The organism is Natronomonas halophila (assembly GCF_013391085.1).
Taxonomy (GTDB): domain Archaea; phylum Halobacteriota; class Halobacteria; order Halobacteriales; family Haloarculaceae; genus Natronomonas; species Natronomonas halophila.
The window spans coordinates 1224201-1247894 of record NZ_CP058334.1; the positions used below are offsets into that span (position 1 = coordinate 1224201).

Consider the following 23694-nt stretch of genomic DNA (forward strand, 5'->3'; position numbering starts at 1 on the left):
TGAGGCGCCGTAGCGAGAGCCTCCAGCCGCGGCCTGCGGGCCGCGTTAGTCGGCTCTCGCGCATATTTTCACCACGTTTTTGCCGAGTGGGTCGCGGCTACGCCGCGACCCGCGTTCTCGTGCAAAAAGTGGGCCTAGAACGTCTCGAGGTACCGGTCGAGTTCCCACTGGGAGACGTCGACGAGGTACTCCTCGAATTCCTGGGTTTTGGCTTCGACGAACTTCTCGCCGATGTGTTCGCCGAGGGCGTCGAGGATGACTTCGTCGTTCTCGAGTTCTTCGACGGCTTCGCCGAGGTTGCTCGGGAGCGTCTCGATGCCATACTCCTCGCGTTTCTGCTCGTCGAACTCGTAGATGTTCTCGCGGACGGGGTCGGGACACTCGAGGCCCTTCTCGATGCCGTCGAGACCGGCGTGGATGAGCGCGGCGAAGGCGAGGTAGGGGTTACACGACGGGTCGGGGAAGCGGGCCTCGATACGGGAGGCGGCCGGGACGCGGGCGGCCGGTTTCCGGATGAGGGCCGAGCGGTTGCGGTCCGACCATGCGACGTAGACCGGCGCCTCGTAACCGGGGACGAGGCGCTTGTAGGAGTTGACCGTCGGGTCGGTGACCGCCGTGATGGCGGGCGCGTGTTCGAGGATGCCAGCGGTGAACTGCTTGGCCGTCTCGCTGAGGTTGAACTCGTCGTCCGCGTCGTGGAAGGCGTTCTCGCCGTCCTCGGTGAAAAGCGAGAGGTGGGTGTGCATCCCCGAGCCGTTGATCTTCGGGATGGGCTTCGGCATGAACGTCGCGTGGAGGTCGTGCTGGGCGGCGATAGCACGGACGACGGTCCGGAAGGTGCCGACGTTGTCGGCGGTGGTCAGGGCGTCGTCGTACTCGAAGTTAATCTCGTGCTGGCCGCGGGCGACCTCGTGGTGGCTGGCCTCGATTTCGAAGCCCATGTCCTCCAGTCCGTAGATGATGTCGCGGCGGACGTCGCTCGCGAGGTCCTTCGGCGCGAGGTCGAAGTAGCCGCCGGCGTCGTTGGTCTTGGTCGTCGCGCGGCCGTCCTCGTCTTCCTCGAAGAGGAAGAACTCGGGTTCGGGCGCGGCGTTGACCTTGTAGCCCATGTCGTGGGCACGCTGCAGGGCGTTCTTCAGGACGCGGCGCGGGTCGCCCTCGAAGGGTTCGCCCGTGGAGGTGTTGTAGACGTCACAGATCATCCGCGCGGAAGCGCCTTCTTCGCGGTCACGCCACGGGAGGATGGCGAACGTCGTCGGGTCGGGCATGAGCCGCATGTCGGATTCCTGGATGCGGACGAAGCCCTCGATAGAGGAACCGTCGAAGTAGATGCCCTCGGTGAAGGCTTTCTCCGCCTGTTCGGCCGGCACGGAGACGTTCTTCACCGTGCCGAGGATGTCGGTGAACTGCAGGCGAAGGAAGTCGACGTTCTCTTCCTCGATCTCGTCGAGGACGTTCTGTTCTTCCGGGGAAAGGCCACCGTCAGTGGCTACGTTTTCGTTCGTCATCTTTCTCGTCACCTGTTTCGTTGAGAGCCATTACTAAAGCCTTGCTCCTTTGCGCAAACCTTCCCTCTATTGCTGTGAAAATGAATATTCGTAAAGTTCTAAACCCCAGGGGTAGTATTGGGGTGTAATGACGTACGAAAATCTCGACCGCAAGTTGGTAAACGCGCTATTGGCTGACGGCCGCGCCTCGCTGCGCTCGCTCGGAGAGGACCTCGACGTCTCGGTGACGACCGTCTCGAACCACATCTCCGACCTCGAAGACCAGGGCATCATTCAGGGGTACAGCCCCGAAATCGACTACGGTGAACTGGGCTACGACGTGACCGCGGTCATCCAGATGAAAGTCGAGGGGAGCGCCCTCCCCGAAATTACCGACCGTCTCTCGGACCACAAACACATGGTCTCGGTCTACGAGGTCACCGGCGACCACGACATCATCGCCATCGGCAAATTCACCGACACCGACCACATGAACGAGCAAATCAAGGAACTGCTCATCGACCCCGACATCAAGGAGTCCAACACCTCGGTCGTCCTCAATACGGTCACCGAACACGAACAGTTCGACCTCGACTTCTGAACGCGGACCGAACGCCCGCCCGACCGTTTCCCACGGCGTCACGCGGGCGCTTGCGAACACGAATTATTCCAGGCAGTAGTCGACGAAGTTCCGCAGAATGCGGAGCCCCGTCTCCCCGGATTTTTCGGGGTGGAACTGCGTGCCGAAGACGTTGCCCGCCTCGTTGGCGACGATTGCGGGGAACTCCACGCTGTAGTCCGTGCTGACGACGACGGCATCGTCGTCGTCGGGGTCGGCGTAGTAGGAGTGGACGAAGTAGGCGTACTCGCCGTCGATGCCCTCCGCGAGCGGGTGTTCGCGCTGGACGTTCAGTTCGTTCCAGCCCATGTGCGGGACCTTCTGGCCCTCGGCGAAGCGGACGTTGGTACCCGGAATCAAATCGAGGCCCTCGACGTCGCCCTGGCCGACGCGTTCGGCCTCCTCGCTGGACGTGAGCAGCATCTGCATGCCGAGACAGATGCCGAAAAGCGGCTTGCCCTCTGCTGCGGCGTCGGCCAACGCGTCACGGAACGGCCCGGCGTTTTCCATCCCCTCGCTGAAGGCGCCGACCCCGGGCAGGACGATGCCGTCCGCCGAATCGAAATCCGCCGGGTCGTCGGTTATCGTCGGCTCGGCGCCGGCGCGTTCCAGCCCCCGCGTCACGCTCCGAAGGTTGCCGAGCCCGTAATCGACGAGGACGACCTCGGCGGTCCGCTGGGTGATGCTCATATCCGAAGATGGGCGGCCACACGCCAAGTGGGTTTCCATCGCGACAGAACGGCGAGAACGGAAAACGGGCGGGCGTTACTTCATGAGCGATTCGGCGAACCGCTCGGGGAACCCGAGGATGAGTTCCTTGATGCTCATCGCCTCGGTGTCGGCCCGCAGTCGCGCGCGGACGCGCTGGCTGAGCAGTTCGACGGAGATGATGAGCAGGAAGATACACAGCAGCGTCGCCATGGCGTTGGTGAACTGGAAGAGGCCGACCTGCGTCTCGACGACCTGCCCGAGTCCGCCCGCGCCGTAAACGCCCAGCGACACCGCGATACGGACGTTAATCTCGAAGATGTAGAGCGTCCACGCGATGTAGGGCGTGGTCACCTGACTCAGCATGCCGAAGGTGACCGTTTGGGGGCGGTCGGCGCCGGTGGTCTTCATGGCCTCGATGGGGCCGTCCTCGATTTCCTCGAGTTCGTCGGTGAACAACCGACCGAGGTTCCCGACGGTGTCCGTCGCGATGGCGAGCACCGCGGAGACGGGCGTCAGCCCCGCCAGCGGGATGTAAATGAGAATCCACACCAGCGCCGGAATCGCGCGGATGGCCGACATCGTGCCCCGGAAGATGAAGTTGAAGGGGAACGGCGTGACGCGCTCGGAGCCGATGACGCCGAACAGCAGCGCCAGCGGGAAGCCGAGAATCGTCCCGGCAAAGCCCATCGCGAGCGTGATGCCGGCGACGCCGAACACCGAGAAGATACCCTCGTCGGCGATGAGCGCCGACACCTCGGAAGCCAACTGGACGGGGTCGGTCCACAGCAGCGAGATGTCACTGGCGAAAAGCAGGTTCCGCTGGCCGATGTAGTCGAGATACTGGCCGAAGTCGATGAAGGGTAGAAAGCCGAAGTAGGTCGTCAGCGGGAAGAAGTCCCGCAGGGATTCGAGGAAGAAGCCGGAGGTGTATTGGGTAGAAAGCGTCCCCGCCGCGCTCAGCGACTGGACGAACAGGATGCCGAGGAGCGCGAGAAGCGCAACCCCGCCGACCGCGCGTCGTTTCCGCGCCGTCCGGATTCGGTCGAGTTGCTCGCTCAGACGCCCCTCGTCGGCGGTGGCACCGGCCGCAGCGTCGTCCGTTTCGGCCATTATACGGCACCCCCTTCGCTCTGAATGCGGCTTCCGCTTGTGGTGTCGCCGCCGCCGGCGTTGTCGTCGTCGACGTCGGTTTCGGCGAGCATTCCTTCCGTGTCGATATCACCGTAAATCTCGTCGATAACGTCCATAGTCATCTCGTCGCGGTAGCCGTCGAAGACCTTCTCGCCGTCCCGGAGGCCGATGAAGCGCTGGCCGAACTTCCGGGCGAGGTTGACCTGATGGAGGCTAATCATCGTCGTGAGGCCGCGTTCGGAGGCAGCGGTGCGGAGATACCCCATCACCTGCTGGGCGCTGCCGGGGTCGAGGCTGGCGACGGGTTCGTCGGCGAGCAGGACGTCGGGTTGCTGGACGAGCGCACGGGCGATGCCGACGCGCTGTTGTTGGCCGCCGCTCATCTGGCGGGCCTTCTGTTGGGCCTCGTCAAGCAGGCCGACGGTATCCAGCGCCTCCAGCGCGCGGAGTTTCTCCTCGCGACTCTGGAGTTGTAGGAGGCTCTCGACGAATCCCGAGCGGTTCAGGGTGCCGGTCAGCGCGTTCGAGTAGGCGCTCAGTTGTCCGATGATGTTGTGCTGTTGGAAAATCATGGCCACGTCGTCGCGCGGTTCGGTCACCGGGTCCCCGCCGATGGAGACGGAGCCATCGGTGGGTTGCGTCAACCCGTTGAGACAGCGCAACAGCGTGGATTTTCCGGAGCCGGAGACGCCGAGGACGATGGTGAACTCTCCTTCGGGAATCTCGAACGAGACGTCATCGAGCGCCACGACATCGCCGTACTCCTTCGTGAGGCTATCGACCGTGATGCGACTCATAAGATGGGATAGAGTAGTTTACGTCGTTACTCGAGGTCCTCGAATTCGAGACCGAGTTCGTCGAGGATGGCGGCGATGGGCTGGAAGTCTTCGTGGCTGCCTTCGTTGACGCCGGTGAACCAGAGTTCCTCGCCCTCGTAGTCCTCGCCGTGGGAGAGGTCTTCCTCGGTGGCGCTCAGGATGGCTTCCTCGACGTCCGAGCGGACGTCGGCCTCCCAGTCGGACCGGGACATAAGCGGTGCGCGCGGCAGCGGGTCCGAAACCGCCAGCAGCTTCAGTTCGGCCTCGTCGGTCGCCGACCCGGCGCTTTCGTACTCCGCGGAGATGTCGACGAAGTCCTGAGACATCTCGTCGAACTGCTCTTGAGGGACGTGGGGGGCCGTCGAGAAGGCGCCGGTCGTCGCGGCCGCAATCGAGGGGTTCTCGATGAGCTGGTCGCGAGCGGTCGAGTGGTCGGAGTATCGCGCAGTGAAGTCGTTGGCTTCGCCGTCAGGAGCCGTGCCAACGTCGAGGCCGGCGTTTTTGAGCATGACCATCGGGGCCAGCGTGCCGCTGACCGACAGCGTCGAGCCCATGGCGATCTCTTTGCCTTCGAGTGCGGACAGCGAGTCGACGCCGTTGTCGTCGGGCGTCGTCGTGATGAGCGAGAAGTACTGTGCGGCGCCGTAGGCGACACGGATGCCGATAACGTCGGCCTGGTCCTGAGCCGCGACGGCCGCCGAGGGCGAGGTGTCGGCGACTTCGCCGCCGCCACGACGGATTTCCTGAATCGTCGCCGCGTAACTGGCCGTTTCGACGGGTTCGACCGTCGCGTCGGTCTCCGACTCGATGTGGTCGAACATCGGCTGGTACTGCTCGGAGATGTCGACGTCGGCTTCGGCCGGGTTGAGGATGAATCGAACCTCGTTGTTGCCGCCGGCGTCGCCGCGTGTGCCGTTGCCACCGTCGCCGAGGCAGCCAGCGAGACTGAAAATCCCCGCTGCACCGGTCGTTTTGAGAACCGTCCGTCGGGAAACCGAGGAGCCGTTGGACATACACGAGCCTATCACGAGCCGGAGTTAAGCGTTTCTGAATAGTTGCCGCGAACAGTACCGCTAACACGGGTGTGCGTATACCTCAGGGAGGAACCGGTCTTTCAAAAGTCCCCGAGTCGGGACTGGCCCTCTCCGTCGTCGTCTATCAGCGCGACTGCTTCGTCGAGCGCCGCTCCGAACGTCTCCCGCTGGCTCGGGTCGTACAGCGTCGCTGCGGGGTGTACACAGACCAGCACGCGGCGGGGAGCCCCCGCGATGCGGGCGTCGTAGAGTTCTCCTGCCTCCTTCGTGACCGCGACCGACCGCTCCAGCAGGTGCTCGGAGGGTACCTTGCCGAGCGTGACGACGACCTCCGGGTCGACCGCGTCGATTTCGCGTTCGAGGTACTCCCGACAGTTCGCCAGCTCGTCGGTCGTCGGGTCGCGGTTCTCCGGCGGGCGACACCGCACGCAGTTGGTGATTCGGATATCCCGGCGGGCCAGTCCTCGGTCCCGGAGTGCATCGTCGAGGACGTCGCCCGACCGGCCGACGAAGGGTTCGCCCTGTTCGTCTTCGTTCTCGCCGGGTGCCTCGCCGACGAAAAGCAGGTCCGCGTCGTCGGGGCCGACGCCGTTGACGATGCGGCTCCGGGAGGCACACAACTCCTCACACCGCGTACAGTCGATGACGGCGATGTCGTCGCTCATGGTTGGCGGTCGACCCGCCGCAAGTTAATCTCGCCGGAAGACGTCGCGGGCGGCGTCAGCACGACGGGCCGCCCGCTTTGCGACCCGAAGCGGTTCGGGGCGGCGTTCGTGGGTGTAGGCCCGAACCACCGTTTCGGTGGTTTCAGCGTCGAGGCCGACGCTCCGGACGAACAGGTCGCCACCGTCGCTGCCCGCCTCGATGCGGCGCCGCTCCGGCAGCGCCCCGTAGGCGTCGAGTCGTCGCCGCCGTTCCTCTCCCTCGAAGGCCTCGCGGATGGCGTCGCCGAGACCCTCGCTTTCCTCGAAGCTGACTGCGATAACGGGCCGGTCGATGGCCTCGGCGACGGCCTCGACGTCGACGATGTTGTACCACGCGGGGGCGATACCGGCGAGAAAACAGTACTGTACGTCGGGGCGGTCGAGACGCTGCCAGCAGTCGATGATGGCCTCGGTCGCATCGCGTCCACCGACGGTACAGGCGCCAAAAACGAAGTCGTCGACCGCCCGGTCGGCACGAACCACCGCACCCGCAAGGGTGCTTCTCGCGTGGTCGTCGTCGGTGCCCCGATACGATTCGGCGATACCGAGCGCCCGTCGCCCGGACTTCACTGGTTCTGGTGCTCCCGGTAGGTCTCCAGGAGGTCCTCGCTCGAAGCGTCGTCGTACTCGAACTCGAAGTCGCCGTCGTGGGTCGGCAACGTGGACTGCTCGCTTTCGTCGATGTCGTCGGTATCGAGTTGCTGGTTGTCCTGTTCGGATTCGTCGTAACTGCCGAAGCCCATGCTTCATCCGAACGTAATGGCTCCTCCGAGTTAAGCGCCACGCCGACCCATGGGTGATGTTCACATGGCAGGGGCCGTAGGGTGGCGCTATCACCGACGGCACGCCATCGACAGCCGCCAGCGTGATTACGATGGGGGCCCGCCCATCGGTATGAACGTCACCAACGTCACCGCGAACGCCGACGCGTTCACCTGTAACGCCTATCTCGTCGAGGGCGACCGGACCGTCCTCGTCGACCCCGGCGCGATGGAGGGCGTCGTCGACGTCATCGACGGACTCACCGACGAACTCGATGCCGTCGTGTTGACCCACCAGCACGGCGACCACGTCGCACAGCTCGACGCCGTCCTCGATGCCTTCGACGCGCCGCTGTACGCCTACGGCGAACACCCCCGCCGGACGACGGAACTCGAAGACGACGACCAGGTCTTCATCGGCGACGAGGCCTTCGACGTGGTCTACACCCCCGGACACGCCGACGACCACGTCTCCTTCGTCTCCGAGTCGACGCTGTTCAGCGGCGACGTGGTCGTCCACGACGACGGCGCCTTCGACTACGGCAGTTTCGGCCGAACCGACATGCCCGGCCAATCGCGGGAACGGCTCATCGAGAGCATCGAAGCCCTGCTGGAGCAAATGCCCGACGGCGTCGAACACATGTACGCCGGCCACGGCGACGACTTCCACGGTGACGTCCGTGACGTCGTCGAGACGGCGCTGGACCGGGCCGAAAAGCGCGAACCGAAATATCCTGACGACGAGTAACCGAGGGCGAAGCCGTCGCTACGCGGCGAGAATTCGAAGTAAAAACGGAGCGAACCTTATGCGGCGCGGCGTTCCTTCGCTTTCGGGCGAAGCTTCTTGTAGCCGCACTTGCGGCACTGGTCGGCCCGCTTGGGGTTTCGGGCGTTACAGCGCATGCAGATCATCTTCTCGAGGGTGCGGTCCTCAGCCGGGTCGAACTTAGCCATACTCGTAGCCAATCAGTGCGCGCGGATAAACCTAACCGTTCACAACCACTTTTTGCACGCTCCGGCGGTTCGGCGCGTTTGCGCGCCGAACCCGCCTCCGCGGTCATCAGATTCCGTAGGAATCTGATGGGCAATCAGACCGCGTCGCGGTCTGATGACGGCAAAAACATGGGGAAAATATGCGCGCGCTCCTCCTGTCGCGGGCCTAACGGCCCGCGGTAGTCGTCGCGCGCTACCGGACGCTCACTTCGTTCGCGTCCGGGGAAACGGCGCGCTTCGCGCGCCGTATGCTTGAAAACAGCAGGACTGCACCACCGTCCCCTATCCAAACAGAAGCGTCGACCAGACGACGACGGTCACGCTCACGACGATACAACAGACCGAAACGATTCGGACGAGCCGTTCGTGGATACGGCGGTCCGTCGCGTCGGTCGGCGGTCCCCAGTACCGATGCATGACGATGAGCCCGAACACGGGGCGGAACCACAACACCAGCCCGATGACGAACACCACCCCCGAGAGGCTCAGTTCGTACATACATTCACGAACGCCGACACGTTTCTAATACGTTCGCCCGGTTACCAGCAGCGAACCAACGTCGAATAACCGCCTTCGGCACTCGGTCGACTATTCGTCGGCTTCGAGGTACTCCTCTTGAACCGCGACGACCTCCGCCGAGTCCGAACAGTCGGCGTACCGCGCGAGCGGTTCCTCGTTCAATTCGAGGAAGGTGTGGCCCCACCGGAACTTGCCGAGGATGTCCTCGGCCTGCTCGCGATGGCCGAGGATACAGAGCGCGCCCGCGAAGGCCTCCACGGTGTTGAGTTGAAACGGCGTGCCGTAGTTGACGGGATTGGCGGCAACGAGGAAGGGGAGTGCGCGATGCGGGCCGTCGAGTTTGAACGCCTCCTTTTCGGCGGTCTCCCACGAGCAATCGAGGGCGACGAGGCGGTCTGCGGCGCTGCCGTGCCGCTCCGCATCCCCATCGGCCGGGGACAGCGCCTGTTCGGCGTAGGGGTCCAGCACGATACCCGCCGGCGTCTCGCGGGCCGTGTGATGCAACTCCGCGAGGTCGAACCGCGCGAGTTTGCGGGCCGAACACTTCTCGGGGTCGTCGTCGCCCTCGTACCGGACGTGGAGTTCCACACCGGAAACAGACGGTCGGGCGGCAAAAGTCGCTCGCCCCGCGCCCGTCCGAGTCTGCCGCTCCGACAGCGTATTTCCGTCCGGCGTTCCTACCGCCGGTATGGACGGTCCTGCGCTGACCCGGACGTATTATCGCGCGATAGACGACGGTGACTACGAGGCGCTGCGCGCGGCCCTCGCAGCCGAGTTCGTCCACCGGCGGCCCGACATGACCATCGAGGGCCGCGAGGAGTTCGTCTCCTTTATGCGCTCGGACCGCCCCGACACCGAGACCGAACACGCCCTCGATTCGGTCTATGAGGCCGAAGACGGCGCCCGGGTCGCGGTTGAGGGACGCCTGCTGCAGGCCGACGGGAACGTCTGGTTCCGCTTCGTGGATATGTTCGAGATCAGCGAGCGCGGCATCAAAGCCATCCGGACCTACACCGACGTCCACGGCGACTGAGAGGCGGTAACGCGGCCCAGCGGCCGCGTTAAAGCCGCCGGCAGAGCGTGGCGTTTACCACAAGCAACAACAGACCGACGTAATGAGTGATGCTTTCCCTCTATATCCTGCTCGGACTCTGCGGGCTCGCGGGGCTGGTGTTTCTCCTCGAACCCCTCGTCCGCGACGAGGGTGACGTCCGGCGGCTGACGGGGCGGCTGGAACGGTATCCCGACGTGGAGCTATCGGCACGCGAGAAAAACACGAACGACGACGCGGAGCCGCCGCACCGCTGTCCGCACTGTGGTAGCGAGGTAGAACGAGGATACACCTTCTGTGGGAACTGCGCCGAACCGCTCCCGGTTCCGGCCTGATTACTCGCCGTCGCCGTCCCCTTCGCCGAGCGCCGATTCGCCGACCGATTCCTGACCTTCGATGCGCTCCTGACCGCCCATGTAGGGTCGGAGCGGTTCCGGTACCGTGACCGTCCCGTCGTCGTTCTGGTAGTACTCCAGAATCGCGACCATCACGCGCGGAATCGCCAGTCCCGAGCCGTTCAGGGTGTGGATGTACTCGGCCGATTCGTGCTGTTCGGGCCGGTACTGAATCTTCGCCCGTCGGGCCTGGAAGTCCTCGAAGTTCGATACCGACGAGACTTCGAGCCACCGGCCGCCGACCTCGGGGCCGTCCTCCATGTCGTCGCCGGGTGCCCACACCTCGATATCGTACTTCTTGGCCTGCGTGAATCCCATGTCGCCAGTACACATCTCCAGAACGCGGTAGGGGAGGCCGAGGCGTTCAAGGATGTCGGTCGCCTCGCCGAGCAGGCCTTCGAGGCGGTCGTAACTGTTCTCCGGCCGGACGAAGTTGACCATTTCGACCTTGTTGAACTGGTGGACGCGGACGATACCGCGCGTCTCGGTGCCGTGTTCGCCCGCTTCCCGCCGGAAGTTCGGCGAGTAGGCCTGATGTTTCAGCGGCAGGTCGTCGTCGGTCAGAATCTCGTCGCGGTACATGTTCGTGACCGGTACCTCCGCGGTCGGCAGCAGCCACAGGTCGTCGTCATCGTAGGGTTCGTCGTTGTCGCCGCCGAGGCGGTAGGCGTCCTCGACGAACTTCGGGAACTGGCCCGTCCCGCGCATCGACGCCGAGTTGACCGGAATCGGCGGGAAGACGTCCACGTAGTCGTGGTCCTCGCGGTGGACCTCCAGCATGTACTGGACCAGCGCGTGTTCGAGGCGGGCGCCCTCGCCCTTCGAGAAGTAGAACCCGCCACCCGAGACCTTCGCGCCGCGCTCGAAGTCGAGGATTTCGAGGTCCTCGCCGAGGTCGTAGTGCGGAATTACCTCCTCCGGGAGGTCTCGGCGGTCATCGAAGCCCCACCGCTCGGCCTCGACGTTGTCCGATTCGTCATCACCGACCGGGGCGTCCGGGTGCGGTACGTTCGGCAACCGGAGCAGCGCCTTCTCGAGTTCGGCTTCGAGTTCCTCGGCGCGCTCCTCGACTGCTTCGAGTTCCTCTTTCAGTTCCTGGGAGCGCTCGATTGCCTCCTCGGCCTCCTCGTCTTTGCCGTCGCGTTTGAGTTCGCCGATTTTGCTGGAGACCTCGTTGCGCTTGTGCCGGAGGTTATCGCCCTCCGCTTTCAGTTCGCGCCACTCCTCGTCGATGTCGAGGATCCGGTCGAGGTCGACGTTGACGCCCTTGGTGTCGAGCGCCCGCCGCACCTCGTCGGGATTCTCCCTGACGAACTGCCTCGATAGCATTTGCCGGCGATTCGACTGGCCCGGGCAAAGTCGTGTCGGTACCGTGGCGAGGAGTTTCAGGGTCTGGTAATTTTTAAATAGAACATTTCGATATCCTGACCACGAACAGCCGGAAAGCCCTCGGCGGGGAGGCGGTCGCTGAGCGGGATACCCTCGCTTCGCTCGGGTAGAGCCCGCTCAGCGACTATATAAACGCCTCCCCGCCTCGCCCTTTCATTCCACCAGGGACCGTGCCGGGCCTGCCCTCCCCCGGGTCGCGAGGGCCGCCACGGGCGGCCACTCGCTCCCGGCCGAGTATCTTTTATAAATGGCGCGCGCTGGCCGACCGCCGCGAGCAGTAGCGAGGGTCGGAGCGTAGCGAGACCCTCGACCGCGAACGGCGGTCGGACGGAGCCGTGCGAGGGACGACCGACTGAGTGGAGCGAAGGAGGGAGTCGGTTGGGGAGGTGAGTGGTGCGGTCGCCGTCCCTGGTGGACTCGAAGGGCGAATCTGGCTGGCGTTCAGTTTAGTCGCTAATCAGGCCCTATCCAACCGAGCGGAGCGAGGGAGGATATCCTGATTAGCGACCGCCAGCCGGCTGAGGGCTTCGAAGGTAGCGGTAGATTCGTTCGCGCAGACGAATACGGAACAACCACATCCAGACCGACAAACAACGGAAATTCCAGAGTATCGAGTTGACGACAGACCGAAGTACGCGGAGGGAAACCGCACAGGTATGATAGAGCAGTATCTCGAGCGGCTCTTCACCTGGGGAAGCCTCGAAAACACGGAGCGGGGTGTCGAGTTCGAGTTGAAAAACCGGCTCATCGAGGCGGAGTTCCAGGGCGTCACGACGGCGAGGTTGGACGAGGAACCCGTTGATAAAGGGAACATCATTCTCGAACTCTCCGAGGACGAACGCTACACGGCCGACGAAATCACGCCGGAGAACCCGCTGGAACTCGACCTTGCGGAGACAGTTCAGGTAATTCTGGACCGCGAGCGCCTGCGTATCGGCGTCCACGAAATCGAGATCGGCCTGCGCGTCGAGGGGTACGGCGAGGTGGGCTTCGTTACCGACGACGAAATCACGGCGGAGGACCTCATCGACATCGACCCCGGCGGGTTGACCGTCGAGGAGTTGCGCGAGTTGGCCGACGTGGTAACCGAACCGGTCTCGCTGGAGCGACTCATCGAACGCGAGGAGGCAGGCAAGGCCCGGAAGACGGCGCTCCAGCATCTGGAAACGCGCCTACAGGAGGCCGAACCGCTGACCGAAGAGGAGATGGTCAAGGCGGAAGTCTCCACCAAGGACACCGGCGGCGGCCTCGTCAACGAGTTGCTCGTCGAGGTGCTGGAAAGCCCACAGCGGGTGTCGGTGTATCTGGCCGCCCAGACGCTCGGCAGCGGGACGCCCGAGGAAATCTCTAGTCGCGTCGTCTTCTCGGCGGACGTCGTCGAATCGACGCTAGAATCGCTGGAAAGCGAGGGACTGGCCGAAGAAGAGGATGGTGAATACAGTGTTGCCTCGCCGGTTGCCGTCCTCCAGAAGCGGCAGAACGACCTCTGGAACGTGCTCCGGCAGACGCTTTGAGACGAACGACCCTCGAGAGCCGCTGGCTTTAGGGCCGCCGGGCGCCCACCACCAGTATGGGAATCGGAGACGTTCACGAAGTCGACGCGGCGACGGACCTCTTCTACGTCGATACCGGGATGTACGACACGCCCCAGTACGGCGCGGTCTACATCCTCGATACCGAGAAACCGGCCATCGTCGACGCCGGCATCGGCAACTACGAGCGAATCCTCGACGCCTTGGAGACGGTCGGCATTGCGCCCACGGACCTGGAATCCATCATCGCCACGCACGTCCATCTCGACCACGCCGGGGGCGCCGGCTTCCTCGCCGAGGAGACGGGCGCGGACGTCTACGTCCACGAGAGCGGCGCGAAGTTCCTCGCCGACCCCGACCCGCTCTGGGAGGGGACCAAGGAGGCGGTCGGCGACCAGATTCGCCACTACACGAAGCCGAAGCCCGTCCCCGCCGACCGCATCGAGCCGATTCACGATGGCGCGACCCTCGACCTCGGCGACCGAGAGCTCCACGCCCACCACGCGCCGGGCCATGCCTTCCACCAGCTCGTCTTTCACGAACGCGAGGACGACGTGATGTTCGTCGCCGACGCGGCGGGCATCTACGTCCCTCAACTGGACAGCATGCGCGAGACGTCGCCCCCGCCGGGCTTCCATCTCGAAGAGGTCATCGAGGACGCCCGCATGATAGCTCGCATCGACCCCGAGATACTCTGTTATGGCCACTTCGGCCACGCGCCGACCGACGACCGAATCTCGGAGTACGTCGACGCGATTACCGAGTGGGTCGAGGCGGTCGCCGAGAAACGCCAGGAACTCGACGACGACCAGGCGGTCATCGAGTATTTCGTCGCCGAAGACGACATCGGCGAGGTCTGGGGCGAAGAGAAGGCCGACGGCGAAGTCGCGATGAACGTCCGCGGCGTGTTACACTATCTGGACTCCCGCGAAGAGTAAGTACACCCTCGTCTTCTCGAGGGTTTATTCGACTGGCCGCAGAACCTGTAGTCGATGGAGTCGAAACCGTGTCGAGTCAACTAATCCCCCTCGTTGCGGCCATCATCGCCATCGGCGTCGCCGCACAGATACTCGCGGACCGATTCGAGATCCCGAGTATCGTCTTCCTGCTCGCCGCCGGTATCGCGCTCGGCCCCGAGGGACTCGGCATCGTCACCGAAGACTCCTTTGCCGCGCTGCCGGCTATCGTCGGCCTCTCGGTGGCGATTATCGTCTTCGAGGGCGCCTTCCACCTCCGTATCGAGAAGCTCCGGCAGGCGACCAGCGAGAGTTTCCGTCTCATAACCATCGGCGCGCTCATCGCGCTCGTCGGGACGGCCGGCGTCGTCAGGTTCGCGCTCGGGGTCGGATGGGGGATTTCCTTCCTCATCGGCGCGCTGCTTATCGCGACGGGGCCGACCGTCATCACGCCGATTCTGTCGGTCGTGCCGGTCCGCGACCGGGTGCAGGCCGCCCTGGAAATCGAGGGCATCGTCAATGACGTGACGGCCGCGATTCTCGCCGTCGTCGTGTTCAAGACGCTTCGGCTCGACGAGCCGACGCTGTCGGCGTTCCTCGGCCTCTTCATCGAACGGTTCGGTGGTGGCGTGGCAGTCGGCCTCACCGTCGCGGTACTCGTCTGGCTGGTCCTCCGCTATATCGACCTTTCGCCGGGGAACGCTCCACAGAACGCTCGCCTCGTGATTCTCGCGGGCGCGCTGGTCGCCTTCGGCGCCGCCGAGACGATAGCCAGCGAGGCCGGCGTCGCCGCCGTCGCAACCGCGGGCGTCGTGCTCGGCAACCTCGATTTGCCCTACGAAAAACAGATTTCGGAGTTCAAAGGCGACATCACGCTCATCGTCCTCTCCTTCGTCTTCATCGCGCTGGCTGCGCTCCTCGAATTCGAGGACCTGCTCGCCCTCGGGATGGGTGGCGTGGTCGTCGTTCTCGCGGTCATGTTCGTGATTCGACCCCTGCTGGTGTACCTCTCGACGCTCGGCGGGGACTTCACCCCCAACGAGCGACTGTTCGTCGGCTTCGTCGGCCCGCGCGGCATCATCCCCGCCTCGGTCGCGACGCTTTTCGCCATCGAACTGCAGGCGGCGGGCAACGGCGACGCCGCGTCGCTGCTGGTCGGCACCGTCTTCCTCGTCATCCTCTCGACTGTCGTCGTGCAGGGCGGGCTTGCCCGCCATATCGCGGAGTTCCTGGATGTGATACCAATGCGTGTACTCGTCATCGGCGGCGGTCAGGTCGGCCGCGAGGTCGCCCGCCGACTCGAAGACCGGGGAGAGAACGTCGTTATCATCGAAAACGACGAAACAATCGTCGAACGCGCTCGCGATGAGGGCTTTGCGGTCCACATCGGCGACGGGACAGATATCGATACCCTCCGCTCGGCCGGGGGTGACAACGCCCGAACGATAATCGCGACGACCGGTGACGACGAGGTGAACCTGCTTATCGGTCAGCTCGCCACGACGAAATTCGACACCGAACGGATCATCAGTCGCGTGAACGACCCCGAGAACCTCGAGGCCTTCGAGGAGTTGAACGTCGACACCATCTCCTCGACGCTGGCGACCGCACAGGCCATCGACAACGCCATCGAGCGGCCCGCGATGGCACAGTGGGCCAGAAACCTCGACGAAGGGGGCGACGTTCAGGAGGTCATACTCGACAACGACGAGTTCATCGGCCGCCCCGTCCGCGAGGTCGGACCGGAACTCCCCGGCCGCTGTCTCATCGCGCTCGTGACACACGGCGACGAGACGTTCGTTCCGGAAGCCGACTACGTCCTCGAGCGCGGCGACCACATCACGCTCATGGGCGAACACGATTCGGTCCGGAAATCGATGGCCCGCTGCCGCGGCGAATAGTCGCCGGCTCTACAACTCGCCTTGCTGGACGACGGCGATATTCAGGCCGACGTCCTCGTTTGCCATCTCCTTGCATCGCTCGATAGTCGTCCCTGCCGTTCCCTGTGCCGTGAGGTGGGTCAGCGCGCCGGCCGCTACCGTCCCCTCGGGGTCGGCGGTCGGGTCCGCGCCCAAGATTGCGGACCCGGAATCGCCGGGGGTCCCGCGGAGGGCGGCATGCCAACTCCGGTAGTTGTCGAGGTCGCCAAGCGAGGCGCCACGACGGCCCTTCGTCGCGAACACTTCGCCGTTCCCGACGCCGTTTCCGTACTGGCAAATCGGCTCACCCGAGGGGAGCGCCCCCGAGTCGACGACGCCGGTCGGTCCGCCGAACTGCGGTAGCGAGGGGTTAACGACGCCCTCCCTAACCGCCGCGTCCGGTATTTCGACCAGCCCGAAGTCGTGGCCGACCTGCGTCCCGTCGGCGGCGGCCTGCCGTGCGTAGACCACGTCGCCGAGTTCGTAGGTCGTCCCGCGGAGGCCGTTCAGAGCGGTTAGCCCGCCGAAGGTGTAGTCGATACCGACACGGACGGTGACGTTTCTCAAGTCGTCGCCGTCCGGCGAGGTGTTGTCGCCGACGGCACCGTTTCCGAGGAAACAGTGGCCCGCCGCGCCGAGGTAGTAGGAGCCGCCATCCTCCCAGACGAAGTTCGCGGTACAACCGGCGGTGGTGCCGTCGCGCTCGACGAGGAGCATCGACCCCGGACCGATACCCGAGGACCGTTCGGGGACCGACGCCGCGGTTACCGTTTCAGTGCGGTCGGTGACGCCGCTCAGGTCTCGCGGGCCGAGGCGTTCGGCGGAATCCCGCAACGCCGCCTCGTCCACGTCGGTCGGTTCCGCGGCCGATGCCGCGCCGATACCGCCGAGTCCGGCAATCCCGGCGACTCCGGCACGAAGGACGTGCCGCCGTGTCGTTGAATCGTACTCGGTCATTCGATAACGTTGTTCGCTGATTCCCGAATAGGCCTGCTGGTGGCCATAAGCGGGAGTTTTAGTGCTTGGTTGCGACGTCGCCGCGGAAACCGGATGCCCGTTTAAGAATGCCCTGTCGTCCAACGGCGTACGCTTTATTGTGGGCGGGTGTAACCTACCCACAGAGAATGATACACAGCGAGGGTCCGCTACTCACTATCGACGTCGGCGCACAGGAGACGACTGAGGAGGCAATCGACGACGTCCTCGAATCGTTCATCGGCGGCCGCGGCGCCGGGACGAAACTCGCCCACGACCGCATCCCCTTCGATGCCGACCCGCTCGGCCCGGAGAACCGACTGGTCTTCGCGGCCGGCCCCCTGCAGACCTCGATAATGAGCTACACCGGCCGGATGTCCTGTACGGGCCTCTCGCCGCTTACCGATGGCCTGCTGTCGTCGAACGCCGGCGGCTTCATGTCCCGTCCGTTCATCGACACCGGCTATTCGGCGGTCGAAATCACCGGGTCGAGCGACGAACTCGTCGGCATCCACGTCACCGACGAGGGCGTCGAGTTCGAGACGGTCGACGAACTCGAAGCAGCCACCGTCGAGGAGACCATCGAGCACATCGAGGAGGCGACCGGCCTCGACAAGGAACACACCGCCGTCGTCGGTCCGGCCGGTGAAAACGAGGTGCGGTTCGCCTCGATTATGACCTCCGAATCCCGCGCGTTCGGCCGCGGCGGGCTGGGTGCGGTCCTCGGGTCGAAGAACGTCAAGTTCCTCACCTTCGACGGCGACTCCCGACCCGACATCGAGGGGCTGAACGACGACCTCATCCGCGAGATTCACGCGGAGGCTTCCCAGTCCAGCAGCCCCATGAAGGACGCCGGCACCGTGTCGGTCTCCGATTACGCCAACTCCGTCGGCGCGCTGCCGACGAAGTACTTCGAGGAACTCAGCTACGACAAGGTCGACCAGATCGGCTCGGCGGCCGTCATCGAGCACAAATACAAGAAGGGCACCTGCTCGTCGTGTGCCTTCGCGTGCAAACTCCCGACCCGCGACGAGGAAAGCGGCCTCGAAACCGAGGGGCCCGAATACGAGACGATGATGTCCTTCGGCTCGAACGCGCTGGTCGATGACTTCGTCGCCATCATGAAATCCAACGAGCTGTGCGACACCTACGGGCTGGACACCATCTCCTGTGGCGACGCCATCGCCGCCTACCTCGCCGCCGAAGACGAGTTCGGCAACGTCGACCTCATCCACGACCTCATCGAGAAAATCGCCCACCGCGAGGGCGTCGGCGACACCCTCGCCGAGGGCATCGACCGCTTCCACGACGAACTGGGCGTCGACAACTGGACGATGAAGGGCATGGAGTTCGCCGCCCACGACGGCCGCACGCTCAACGGGCAGGGCCTCTCCTTTGCCACCTCGAACCGCGGTGCCGACCACATGTACGCCGAGATGTACCAACTGGAGTACCCGCTCGTCGCGCCCGACCAGGCGCTGGATTCCGACGGCGTCGAGGGGAAATCCGAACGCCTCATCGAGATGGAGAACAAGAACGCCGTCCACGACTCCGGCGTCCTCTGTAAGTTCGCCTTCTCGAATATGACCCATGAGCGGTACGCGCGCCTGTTCGATACCGACTGGGACACGCTACAGGACGTCGGCAGCCGAATCATCGAACTCGAACGCCACTTCAACAGCAAGCGCGGCTTCGACCGCTCGGACGACAACGACCTGCCCTACGAACTGGAGGGCCTCGACGACGAACTCGACAACTACTACGACCTGCGCGGCTGGAACGACGACGGTACTGTGCCTGATGCAAGCGTTGGTGGGTCGACGGGCGCGACGCCCGCTGACGACTAGCTTCTCACGTCTTTCTTTATAAATCGCGTTTCGTTGGCTTCTCGACTACCACGGCCCCGACCATCGGCCCGCTGGCAGCCGAGTATTTATAACCCAAAACGAGACCATCGACGCCATGACCTGAGAACTGCCGGCCGGCGTCTCGCGGGAGCGTGGTGCAGCGCCGGTCGAGAGGTATCGCACCGCCTGTTCGCTATTCGGCTTCCTCGCCGCGCCACGCCGAGCCGTCGTCGCCGCCGCCCGTCTTGTAGGTCCCGCGAGCGGTTGCGATGTCGGTTCCGTCCTCGTCGGTGACGTCGACCGAGACGGTGGCGACGCTGTCGCCGTTGCGGATGACCTCGGCCTCCGCACGGAGCGTCCCGCCGGTCGCGGGTGCGAGATAATCCATCCGCATGTTGATAGTCGGCGTGACGGTGAAGTTCGCGGACATGACCGCCGCGCCGCCGACGGTGTCGGCCAGCGAGTAGGCCACGCCGCCGTGGGCGACCAACTGGTTCGGGTTCGAGGAGTGTTCCTGGGAGAGCTCCAGCTCCCCGACCGCGTAGCCGTCTTCAGCTTCCAGTAGCTCGATGCCGAGGTGGTCGTTGTACGGCATCCGAGCGAACATCTCGGAGAGGTCCATACTCGCCGATGAACCGCCGGCGACCAAAAGGCCGTTCAATCGCGACGGTCGACCCGCCGCCAGTTCGCGGACGGCGCAACTAACAACACCCCGGACCGTGACCAACGGGTATGTTCGACGAGATTATGCGGAAGTTCGAGGACAGCCCGAGCCAGCAGGCTGTCATTCGGCTCCTGCTCGAACGCGGCTTCTCCGTCAACGACGACGGCCGCGTCGTCTCCGGCGGCATCGAGATTCCGAACACGGGCATCGCCCGCGAAATCGACGTCGACCGCCGGGTCGTCGACGCGACGACCGACGCCATCCTCGAAGACGACGAACTCCGTCGTATCTTCCAGAACATCTCGGCGATTCCGTCGCTAATGGACCTCGCGCCCGTGTTGGACCTGAACGTCCTGACGGTTCGGGTGGGAAATGCCGACCAGCCGGGTATCGTCGCGGAAATCACGGGGATGCTCGCCGACAACGACATCTCGATTCGCCAGACTATCAGCGAGGACCCGGAGTTCACCGACGAGCCGAAACTCTACATCATCACCGACGAACCGCTGCCGGGCGAGTTGCTCAACGAGATTCGCGCCCTCGACTTCGTCCGCAAAATCGAACTGGAGTAGATACTGTCGGACGTAATTTCGTGAATATTCGAATAGCCGACGTGTCTGAGCCCCATCTCAGGGCTTGCCAACGGGACAGAAATCCGAGTAGTTACGTCCGACAGTACTAATTCTTCGTCGGTTCGGACTCGCCGTGGGTTTCCTCTTCGCCTTCCTCCGGCGGCGGGTGACCTTCGACGGCTTCGGCCACGTTGGTTTCCTTCGGGATGTCGACGTGCCAGCGGTCGACCGAGGTTTCGTAGTCCGCGAGTTTGTTGGAGACGCGAATCTTCAGGTCGTCGTCGTTGATGTTGACCTCGAAGACGTAGTCGTCGCCATCGCCGGCCGACTGGACGTTCGCACTGACCAGTTGGTTGTCGAAGTAGTACGGCGATACCTGTGTCATGACCTTCTTGTAAACGCCCCCCTCGACTTTCCGGAGCGCTTTCCGGGTCGCCGAGTCTGCCGCGCGAGCAACGTGATTGATGGAATCGCGCCACTCGCCGACGGCCTCGACTGGCTCTTCGAGGCTCTCGTAGGAGTCCGCCAACTTCTCGCCGGCGGTCTTGAGATCGTCCTCGGGCTCTTTGCCCGCCTTCTCGCCTTCGCCCTCCGCGACGGCCGCTTGCTCGGCGGTCTTTTCGCTGACGTCCTTGCTGAGCCGTTCTTCGGCTTTCGGTCGCCAGTCGTCCCATTCTTCGAGTGCGTCCTCGTCGACCGGCTGGTCCTCATCCGCGAGGTCCTTGAGTGCTCGCGTGATTCGTTCGCCGTGTTCGACGATGTCTCCCCAGCGTCCGCGGACCTTGAACCCGGAGACGCTCTCTTCGACCTCCATTACGGTCCGGTTCGTGCCACGTGGCCTTACGTTTTGTCGCCCATCGGCGGGCTTTAAGCCGACGGGGGCCACGATACCTGTATGCCCATCGAGGACCGCGATGACGCACACGTCATCACCCACTCGCTGGCGAAGCATACCCTCTCGGAGCTTCGCTCGGTCGAAACCGACCAGGTGGCGTTTCGGAACGGCCTCGTCGACCTCGGTCGTCTCTGTGGTTTCGAAATCATCGACGGGATGCTGGAAACCGAATACGTCTCGATTACGACGCCGCTGGCCGAAACCACCGGCGAGGTCGTCAAAGGCCTCGACGACGTCGTCATCGTCAACGTACTTCGCGCGGCGACGCCCTTCGTGGAGGGGCTCGTCGAAGCGTTCCCGCACGCCCGTCAGGGCGTCATTTCCGCGGGGCGCGACGAGGAAGCCGGCATGGACGAGGACGGCGAGTTCCCCATCACCGTCGACTACGTGAAACTCCCCGAAATCAACGAGGACGATACGGTTATCGTCGCCGACCCGATGCTCGCGACGGGGTCGACGATGGTCGCCGTCCTTGAAGAGGTCATGAATATGGGCGACCCCGAACGGCTGGTCGTCCTCTCGGCGGTGAGCGCGCCGCCGGGACTCGTCCGCGTCGACGAGGCGTTCCCGAGCGTCGACATCCTCACCGTCAGCATCGACGAGCGCCTCGACGACGACGGCTACATCGTCCCCGGCGTCGGCGACGCGGGCGACCGCGCGTTCGGTACCTGAGCTCGCCCACCGTTTCAGGTCGAAATCCGATACGCGACGCGTGGGAACTATCTCCACGAGAACCCGGCACAACCCCTCGTTTTCACCTGGAGATAACCGCCCTCCTGCGGTTTCGTTCCTCCCGAAGCGTCAGACGCTCGGCAGACGTCGCTATCAGGGGTCGGCGCGACCGCTCGTTGCACTCCGAAGGCGGTCCCGAAGCGCCTCGGCTTCGGCGACGGGGACACGAATATCGAAGGCGACGGCCTCGCCGTACTCGGCCTCGAACTCGACGCCCTCGCTTTCGAGGATTCTGCGGACCGTACCAGAGTCGTCGTAGTCGACGGTAATCGAAAACTGCTCGTGAGGCCGTTCCTCGACGATATCGGCGGCATCGAGGACGTCCTTAACTGCCCCGGAGTAGGCGCGCACGAGTCCGCCGACGCCGAGTTCGGTGCCGCCGTAATAGCGGGTGATGACGACACAGACGTTCTCTATCTCCTGACCCTGTAGCACCGACAACATCGGCTTGCCCGCGCTCCCGGAGGGTTCGCCGTCGTCCGAGGAGTACTCGCGGAACGGGTCCGCGCGGACGCGATAGGCCGGGACGTTGTGGGTCGCATCAGCGTAGGTGTCCTCGATGTCCTCGATGAACGACTCGGCGGCGTCGACGCCCTCGACGGGCGCGGCATGGGCGAGAAACTCCGAGCCCTGAACGGTGAAACTCGCCTCCGCGCGGTCGGCGAGCGTCAGGTAGGCGTCGTCAGCGTCGGCCGCAGCGTCAGCATCATCGTCCGGCACACCTGCGTTTCGGGGATGCTAGCCCAAACCCGTTTCGCGTTCGCGGGCGGGCGTCCAACGGGTATTTATACGGCGGGCCGACCTATCGGACGCCAATGGATACGGTCACCCTCGTGACGTTTCTGGCTGCCGGCGGCGCGAGTCTCTTTATGGCGTGGGCCATCGGCGCCGGGTCCTCGGGGTCGACGCCCTTTGCCCCCGCGGTCGGCGCCAACGCCATCTCGGTGATGCGCGCCGGGTTCTTCGTCGGGATTCTCGGCTTGCTCGGCGCCACCCTGCAGGGTGCGAACGTGACCGAAGCCGTCGGCCGCGAACTCGTCGTCGGGGCGACCCTCTCGCCGATTGCGGCCATCGTCGCGCTGACGATTGCCGCCGGCCTCGTCGCAATCGGCATCTTCACCGGTTATCCCATCGCCACCGCCTTCACCGTCACCGGGGCCGTCGTCGGTGCCGGACTGGCGATGGGCGGCGGCCCAGCGTGGGCGAAATACGGCGAGATTCTGGCCGTCTGGACGCTGACGCCGTTCGTCGGCGGCGGCATCGCCTACGGGACGGCCAGAGCCCTCCGAAACGATGCCGTGCCGGAACTGGTCGCGATTCCCCTCCTCGCGGGCGTCGTCGGCGCCATCATCGCCAACGTCGAGTTCGTCCTGCTCGGGCCACCGGGCGAGGCCGCCTCCCTCGCCACCTCGGTTACCGCGTCGATGGCCGGCCGCCTCGGCGTGACGCTACTTTTGGCGGCCGCCGCGGCCGCCGCCCTCGGCGCCGACATGCGCAACGAGCGGGCGGCCGGCCAGCGGCACTTCCTGCTGGCGCTTGGCGGCCTGGTGGCCTTCTCGGCCGGCGGCAGTCAGGTCGGCCTCGCACTGGGGCCGCTGCTACCGCTGTTCGATACGGTCGATTTCGCGATACCGCTCGTCGCCCTGCTGTTCGGCGGCGGCCTCGGCCTCCTGTTGGGTTCGTGGACCGCCGCCCCGCGGATGATAAAGGCCATCGCACAGGACTACTCCTCGCTCGGGCCGCGACGCTCCATCGCCGCGCTCATTCCCTCCTTTACTATCGCACAGGTGGCTATCTTCCTCGGCGTCCCCATCTCTTTCAACGAAATCATCGTCTCGGGTGTCATCGGCGCGGGCGCGGCCGCCGGCACCGGCGGCGTCAGCGGCGGGAAAATCGGCTACACCGTCCTCGCGTGGTTCGGGTCGCTGCTCAGTGCCGGCGTCCTCAGTTACACGCTGTATACGGGGCTGTCGCTGGTGTTTCTGTAACC

The 23694-nt window shown here is 64.5% G+C and carries 27 protein-coding genes; 11 read left to right on the forward strand and 16 right to left on the reverse strand.

Going from position 1 to position 23694, the window contains the following annotated elements:
• Positions 1-134 precede the first annotated feature (134 nt).
• The gene (gene glnA, locus HWV23_RS06715; protein WP_178289651.1) at positions 135-1508 is read right to left on the reverse strand and encodes a type I glutamate--ammonia ligase; all 1374 of its coding nucleotides are present in this window, start codon (positions 1506-1508) and stop codon (positions 135-137) included.
• A gap of 127 nt (positions 1509-1635) precedes the next feature.
• Here glnA and lrp point away from each other — a divergent pair, with 127 nt between their 5' ends.
• Positions 1636-2088, forward strand: coding sequence for an HTH-type transcriptional regulator Lrp (gene lrp, locus HWV23_RS06720; RefSeq protein ID WP_178289652.1), 453 nt, complete (start codon positions 1636-1638; stop codon positions 2086-2088).
• 63 nt (positions 2089-2151) lie between these two features.
• Here the strand turns inward: lrp and hisH are convergent, their stop codons facing one another.
• The 7 genes from hisH to HWV23_RS06755 all read right to left on the reverse strand — a co-directional run bounded on the left by hisH (position 2152) and on the right by HWV23_RS06755 (position 7247).
• Positions 2152-2796 (reverse strand): imidazole glycerol phosphate synthase subunit HisH, encoded by a 645-nt coding sequence (hisH, locus tag HWV23_RS06725; protein WP_178289653.1) that lies wholly within the window; start codon positions 2794-2796, stop codon positions 2152-2154.
• Between the two features lie 75 nt (positions 2797-2871).
• On the reverse strand, positions 2872-3927 hold the full coding sequence (locus tag HWV23_RS06730) for a PhnE/PtxC family ABC transporter permease (protein ID WP_178289654.1): 1056 nt from the start codon (positions 3925-3927) through the stop codon (positions 2872-2874).
• Positions 3927-4745, reverse strand: a complete 819-nt coding sequence (gene phnC, locus HWV23_RS06735) for a phosphonate ABC transporter ATP-binding protein (protein WP_178289655.1) — start codon at positions 4743-4745, stop codon at positions 3927-3929. Before phnC ends, HWV23_RS06730 begins: the two co-directional genes overlap by 1 nt.
• 26 nt (positions 4746-4771) lie before the next feature.
• Positions 4772-5779 (reverse strand): PhnD/SsuA/transferrin family substrate-binding protein, encoded by a 1008-nt coding sequence (locus HWV23_RS06740; RefSeq protein WP_178289656.1) that lies wholly within the window; start codon positions 5777-5779, stop codon positions 4772-4774.
• 101 nt (positions 5780-5880) lie between these two features.
• Complete coding sequence (locus tag HWV23_RS06745) at positions 5881-6465, reverse strand: uracil-DNA glycosylase (RefSeq protein ID WP_178289657.1); 585 nt, start codon at positions 6463-6465, stop codon at positions 5881-5883.
• 24 nt (positions 6466-6489) lie between these two features.
• Complete coding sequence (locus HWV23_RS06750; protein WP_178289658.1) at positions 6490-7074, reverse strand: endonuclease dU; 585 nt, start codon at positions 7072-7074, stop codon at positions 6490-6492.
• Positions 7071-7247, reverse strand: a complete 177-nt coding sequence (locus tag HWV23_RS06755) for a DUF5786 family protein (protein ID WP_178289659.1) — start codon at positions 7245-7247, stop codon at positions 7071-7073. The genes HWV23_RS06750 and HWV23_RS06755 overlap by 4 nt, the downstream gene beginning before the upstream one ends.
• 151 nt (positions 7248-7398) lie before the next feature.
• Between HWV23_RS06755 and HWV23_RS06760 the strand changes: the two genes are divergently transcribed.
• Entirely contained in the window at positions 7399-8013 is a 615-nt protein-coding gene (locus tag HWV23_RS06760) for an MBL fold metallo-hydrolase (protein WP_178291619.1), read from the forward strand.
• A gap of 56 nt (positions 8014-8069) precedes the next feature.
• On the opposite strand, the gene HWV23_RS06765 is transcribed toward HWV23_RS06760, so the two are convergent.
• The 3 genes from HWV23_RS06765 to HWV23_RS06775 all read right to left on the reverse strand — a co-directional run bounded on the left by HWV23_RS06765 (position 8070) and on the right by HWV23_RS06775 (position 9365).
• Positions 8070-8219 (reverse strand): 50S ribosomal protein L40e, encoded by a 150-nt coding sequence (locus HWV23_RS06765; RefSeq protein ID WP_178289660.1) that lies wholly within the window; start codon positions 8217-8219, stop codon positions 8070-8072.
• 321 nt (positions 8220-8540) lie between these two features.
• On the reverse strand, positions 8541-8756 hold the full coding sequence (locus HWV23_RS06770; protein WP_178289661.1) for a hypothetical protein: 216 nt from the start codon (positions 8754-8756) through the stop codon (positions 8541-8543).
• Positions 8757-8846: 90 nt separating this feature from the next.
• Entirely contained in the window at positions 8847-9365 is a 519-nt protein-coding gene (locus HWV23_RS06775) for a DUF367 family protein (RefSeq protein WP_178289662.1), read from the reverse strand.
• Between the two features lie 100 nt (positions 9366-9465).
• Between HWV23_RS06775 and HWV23_RS06780 the strand changes: the two genes are divergently transcribed.
• Both HWV23_RS06780 and HWV23_RS06785 read left to right on the forward strand, forming a co-directional pair.
• A complete protein-coding gene (locus HWV23_RS06780; protein ID WP_178289663.1) occupies positions 9466-9810 on the forward strand; it encodes a nuclear transport factor 2 family protein in 345 nt (114 codons plus the stop codon).
• An 89-nt stretch (positions 9811-9899) separates the two neighbouring features.
• Positions 9900-10163, forward strand: coding sequence for a zinc ribbon domain-containing protein (locus HWV23_RS06785; protein ID WP_178289664.1), 264 nt, complete (start codon positions 9900-9902; stop codon positions 10161-10163).
• On the opposite strand, the gene serS is transcribed toward HWV23_RS06785, so the two are convergent.
• Positions 10164-11552, reverse strand: a complete 1389-nt coding sequence (gene serS / locus HWV23_RS06790; protein WP_178289665.1) for a serine--tRNA ligase — start codon at positions 11550-11552, stop codon at positions 10164-10166. It abuts the gene before it with no gap.
• Between the two features lie 716 nt (positions 11553-12268).
• On the opposite strand from serS, the gene HWV23_RS06795 reads away from it, so the two are divergent.
• From HWV23_RS06795 to HWV23_RS06805, 3 genes are all read left to right on the forward strand, one after another.
• Entirely contained in the window at positions 12269-13126 is an 858-nt protein-coding gene (locus HWV23_RS06795) for a hypothetical protein (protein ID WP_178289666.1), read from the forward strand.
• Positions 13127-13182: 56 nt separating this feature from the next.
• The gene (locus HWV23_RS06800; RefSeq protein ID WP_178289667.1) at positions 13183-14082 is read left to right on the forward strand and encodes an MBL fold metallo-hydrolase; all 900 of its coding nucleotides are present in this window, start codon (positions 13183-13185) and stop codon (positions 14080-14082) included.
• Between the two features lie 68 nt (positions 14083-14150).
• On the forward strand, positions 14151-16001 hold the full coding sequence (locus HWV23_RS06805; RefSeq protein ID WP_178289668.1) for a cation:proton antiporter domain-containing protein: 1851 nt from the start codon (positions 14151-14153) through the stop codon (positions 15999-16001).
• A gap of 9 nt (positions 16002-16010) precedes the next feature.
• On the opposite strand, the gene HWV23_RS06810 is transcribed toward HWV23_RS06805, so the two are convergent.
• A complete protein-coding gene (locus HWV23_RS06810; RefSeq protein ID WP_178289669.1) occupies positions 16011-16976 on the reverse strand; it encodes a hypothetical protein in 966 nt (321 codons plus the stop codon).
• Positions 16977-17143: 167 nt separating this feature from the next.
• On the opposite strand from HWV23_RS06810, the gene HWV23_RS06815 reads away from it, so the two are divergent.
• Positions 17144-18841: an aldehyde ferredoxin oxidoreductase family protein gene (locus tag HWV23_RS06815; RefSeq protein ID WP_178289670.1), complete on the forward strand. Its 1698-nt coding sequence runs from the start codon at positions 17144-17146 to the stop codon at positions 18839-18841.
• A 193-nt stretch (positions 18842-19034) separates the two neighbouring features.
• On the opposite strand, the gene HWV23_RS06820 is transcribed toward HWV23_RS06815, so the two are convergent.
• Complete coding sequence (locus tag HWV23_RS06820; RefSeq protein WP_178289671.1) at positions 19035-19463, reverse strand: PaaI family thioesterase; 429 nt, start codon at positions 19461-19463, stop codon at positions 19035-19037.
• A 110-nt stretch (positions 19464-19573) separates the two neighbouring features.
• Here HWV23_RS06820 and trpY point away from each other — a divergent pair, with 110 nt between their 5' ends.
• Complete coding sequence (gene trpY / locus HWV23_RS06825; RefSeq protein WP_178289672.1) at positions 19574-20077, forward strand: TrpY family transcription regulator; 504 nt, start codon at positions 19574-19576, stop codon at positions 20075-20077.
• A gap of 106 nt (positions 20078-20183) precedes the next feature.
• Here trpY and HWV23_RS06830 read toward each other — a convergent pair whose 3' ends face one another.
• Complete coding sequence (locus tag HWV23_RS06830; RefSeq protein WP_178289673.1) at positions 20184-20891, reverse strand: DUF5828 family protein; 708 nt, start codon at positions 20889-20891, stop codon at positions 20184-20186.
• Between the two features lie 81 nt (positions 20892-20972).
• Between HWV23_RS06830 and upp the strand changes: the two genes are divergently transcribed.
• Positions 20973-21644: a uracil phosphoribosyltransferase gene (gene upp / locus HWV23_RS06835; RefSeq protein WP_178289674.1), complete on the forward strand. Its 672-nt coding sequence runs from the start codon at positions 20973-20975 to the stop codon at positions 21642-21644.
• A gap of 153 nt (positions 21645-21797) precedes the next feature.
• On the opposite strand, the gene HWV23_RS06840 is transcribed toward upp, so the two are convergent.
• A complete protein-coding gene (locus HWV23_RS06840; protein ID WP_178289675.1) occupies positions 21798-22424 on the reverse strand; it encodes an IMPACT family protein in 627 nt (208 codons plus the stop codon).
• A gap of 95 nt (positions 22425-22519) precedes the next feature.
• Here HWV23_RS06840 and HWV23_RS06845 point away from each other — a divergent pair, with 95 nt between their 5' ends.
• Positions 22520-23692 (forward strand): inorganic phosphate transporter, encoded by a 1173-nt coding sequence (locus tag HWV23_RS06845; protein WP_178289676.1) that lies wholly within the window; start codon positions 22520-22522, stop codon positions 23690-23692.
• The last annotated feature ends 2 nt before the right edge of the window (positions 23693-23694 follow it).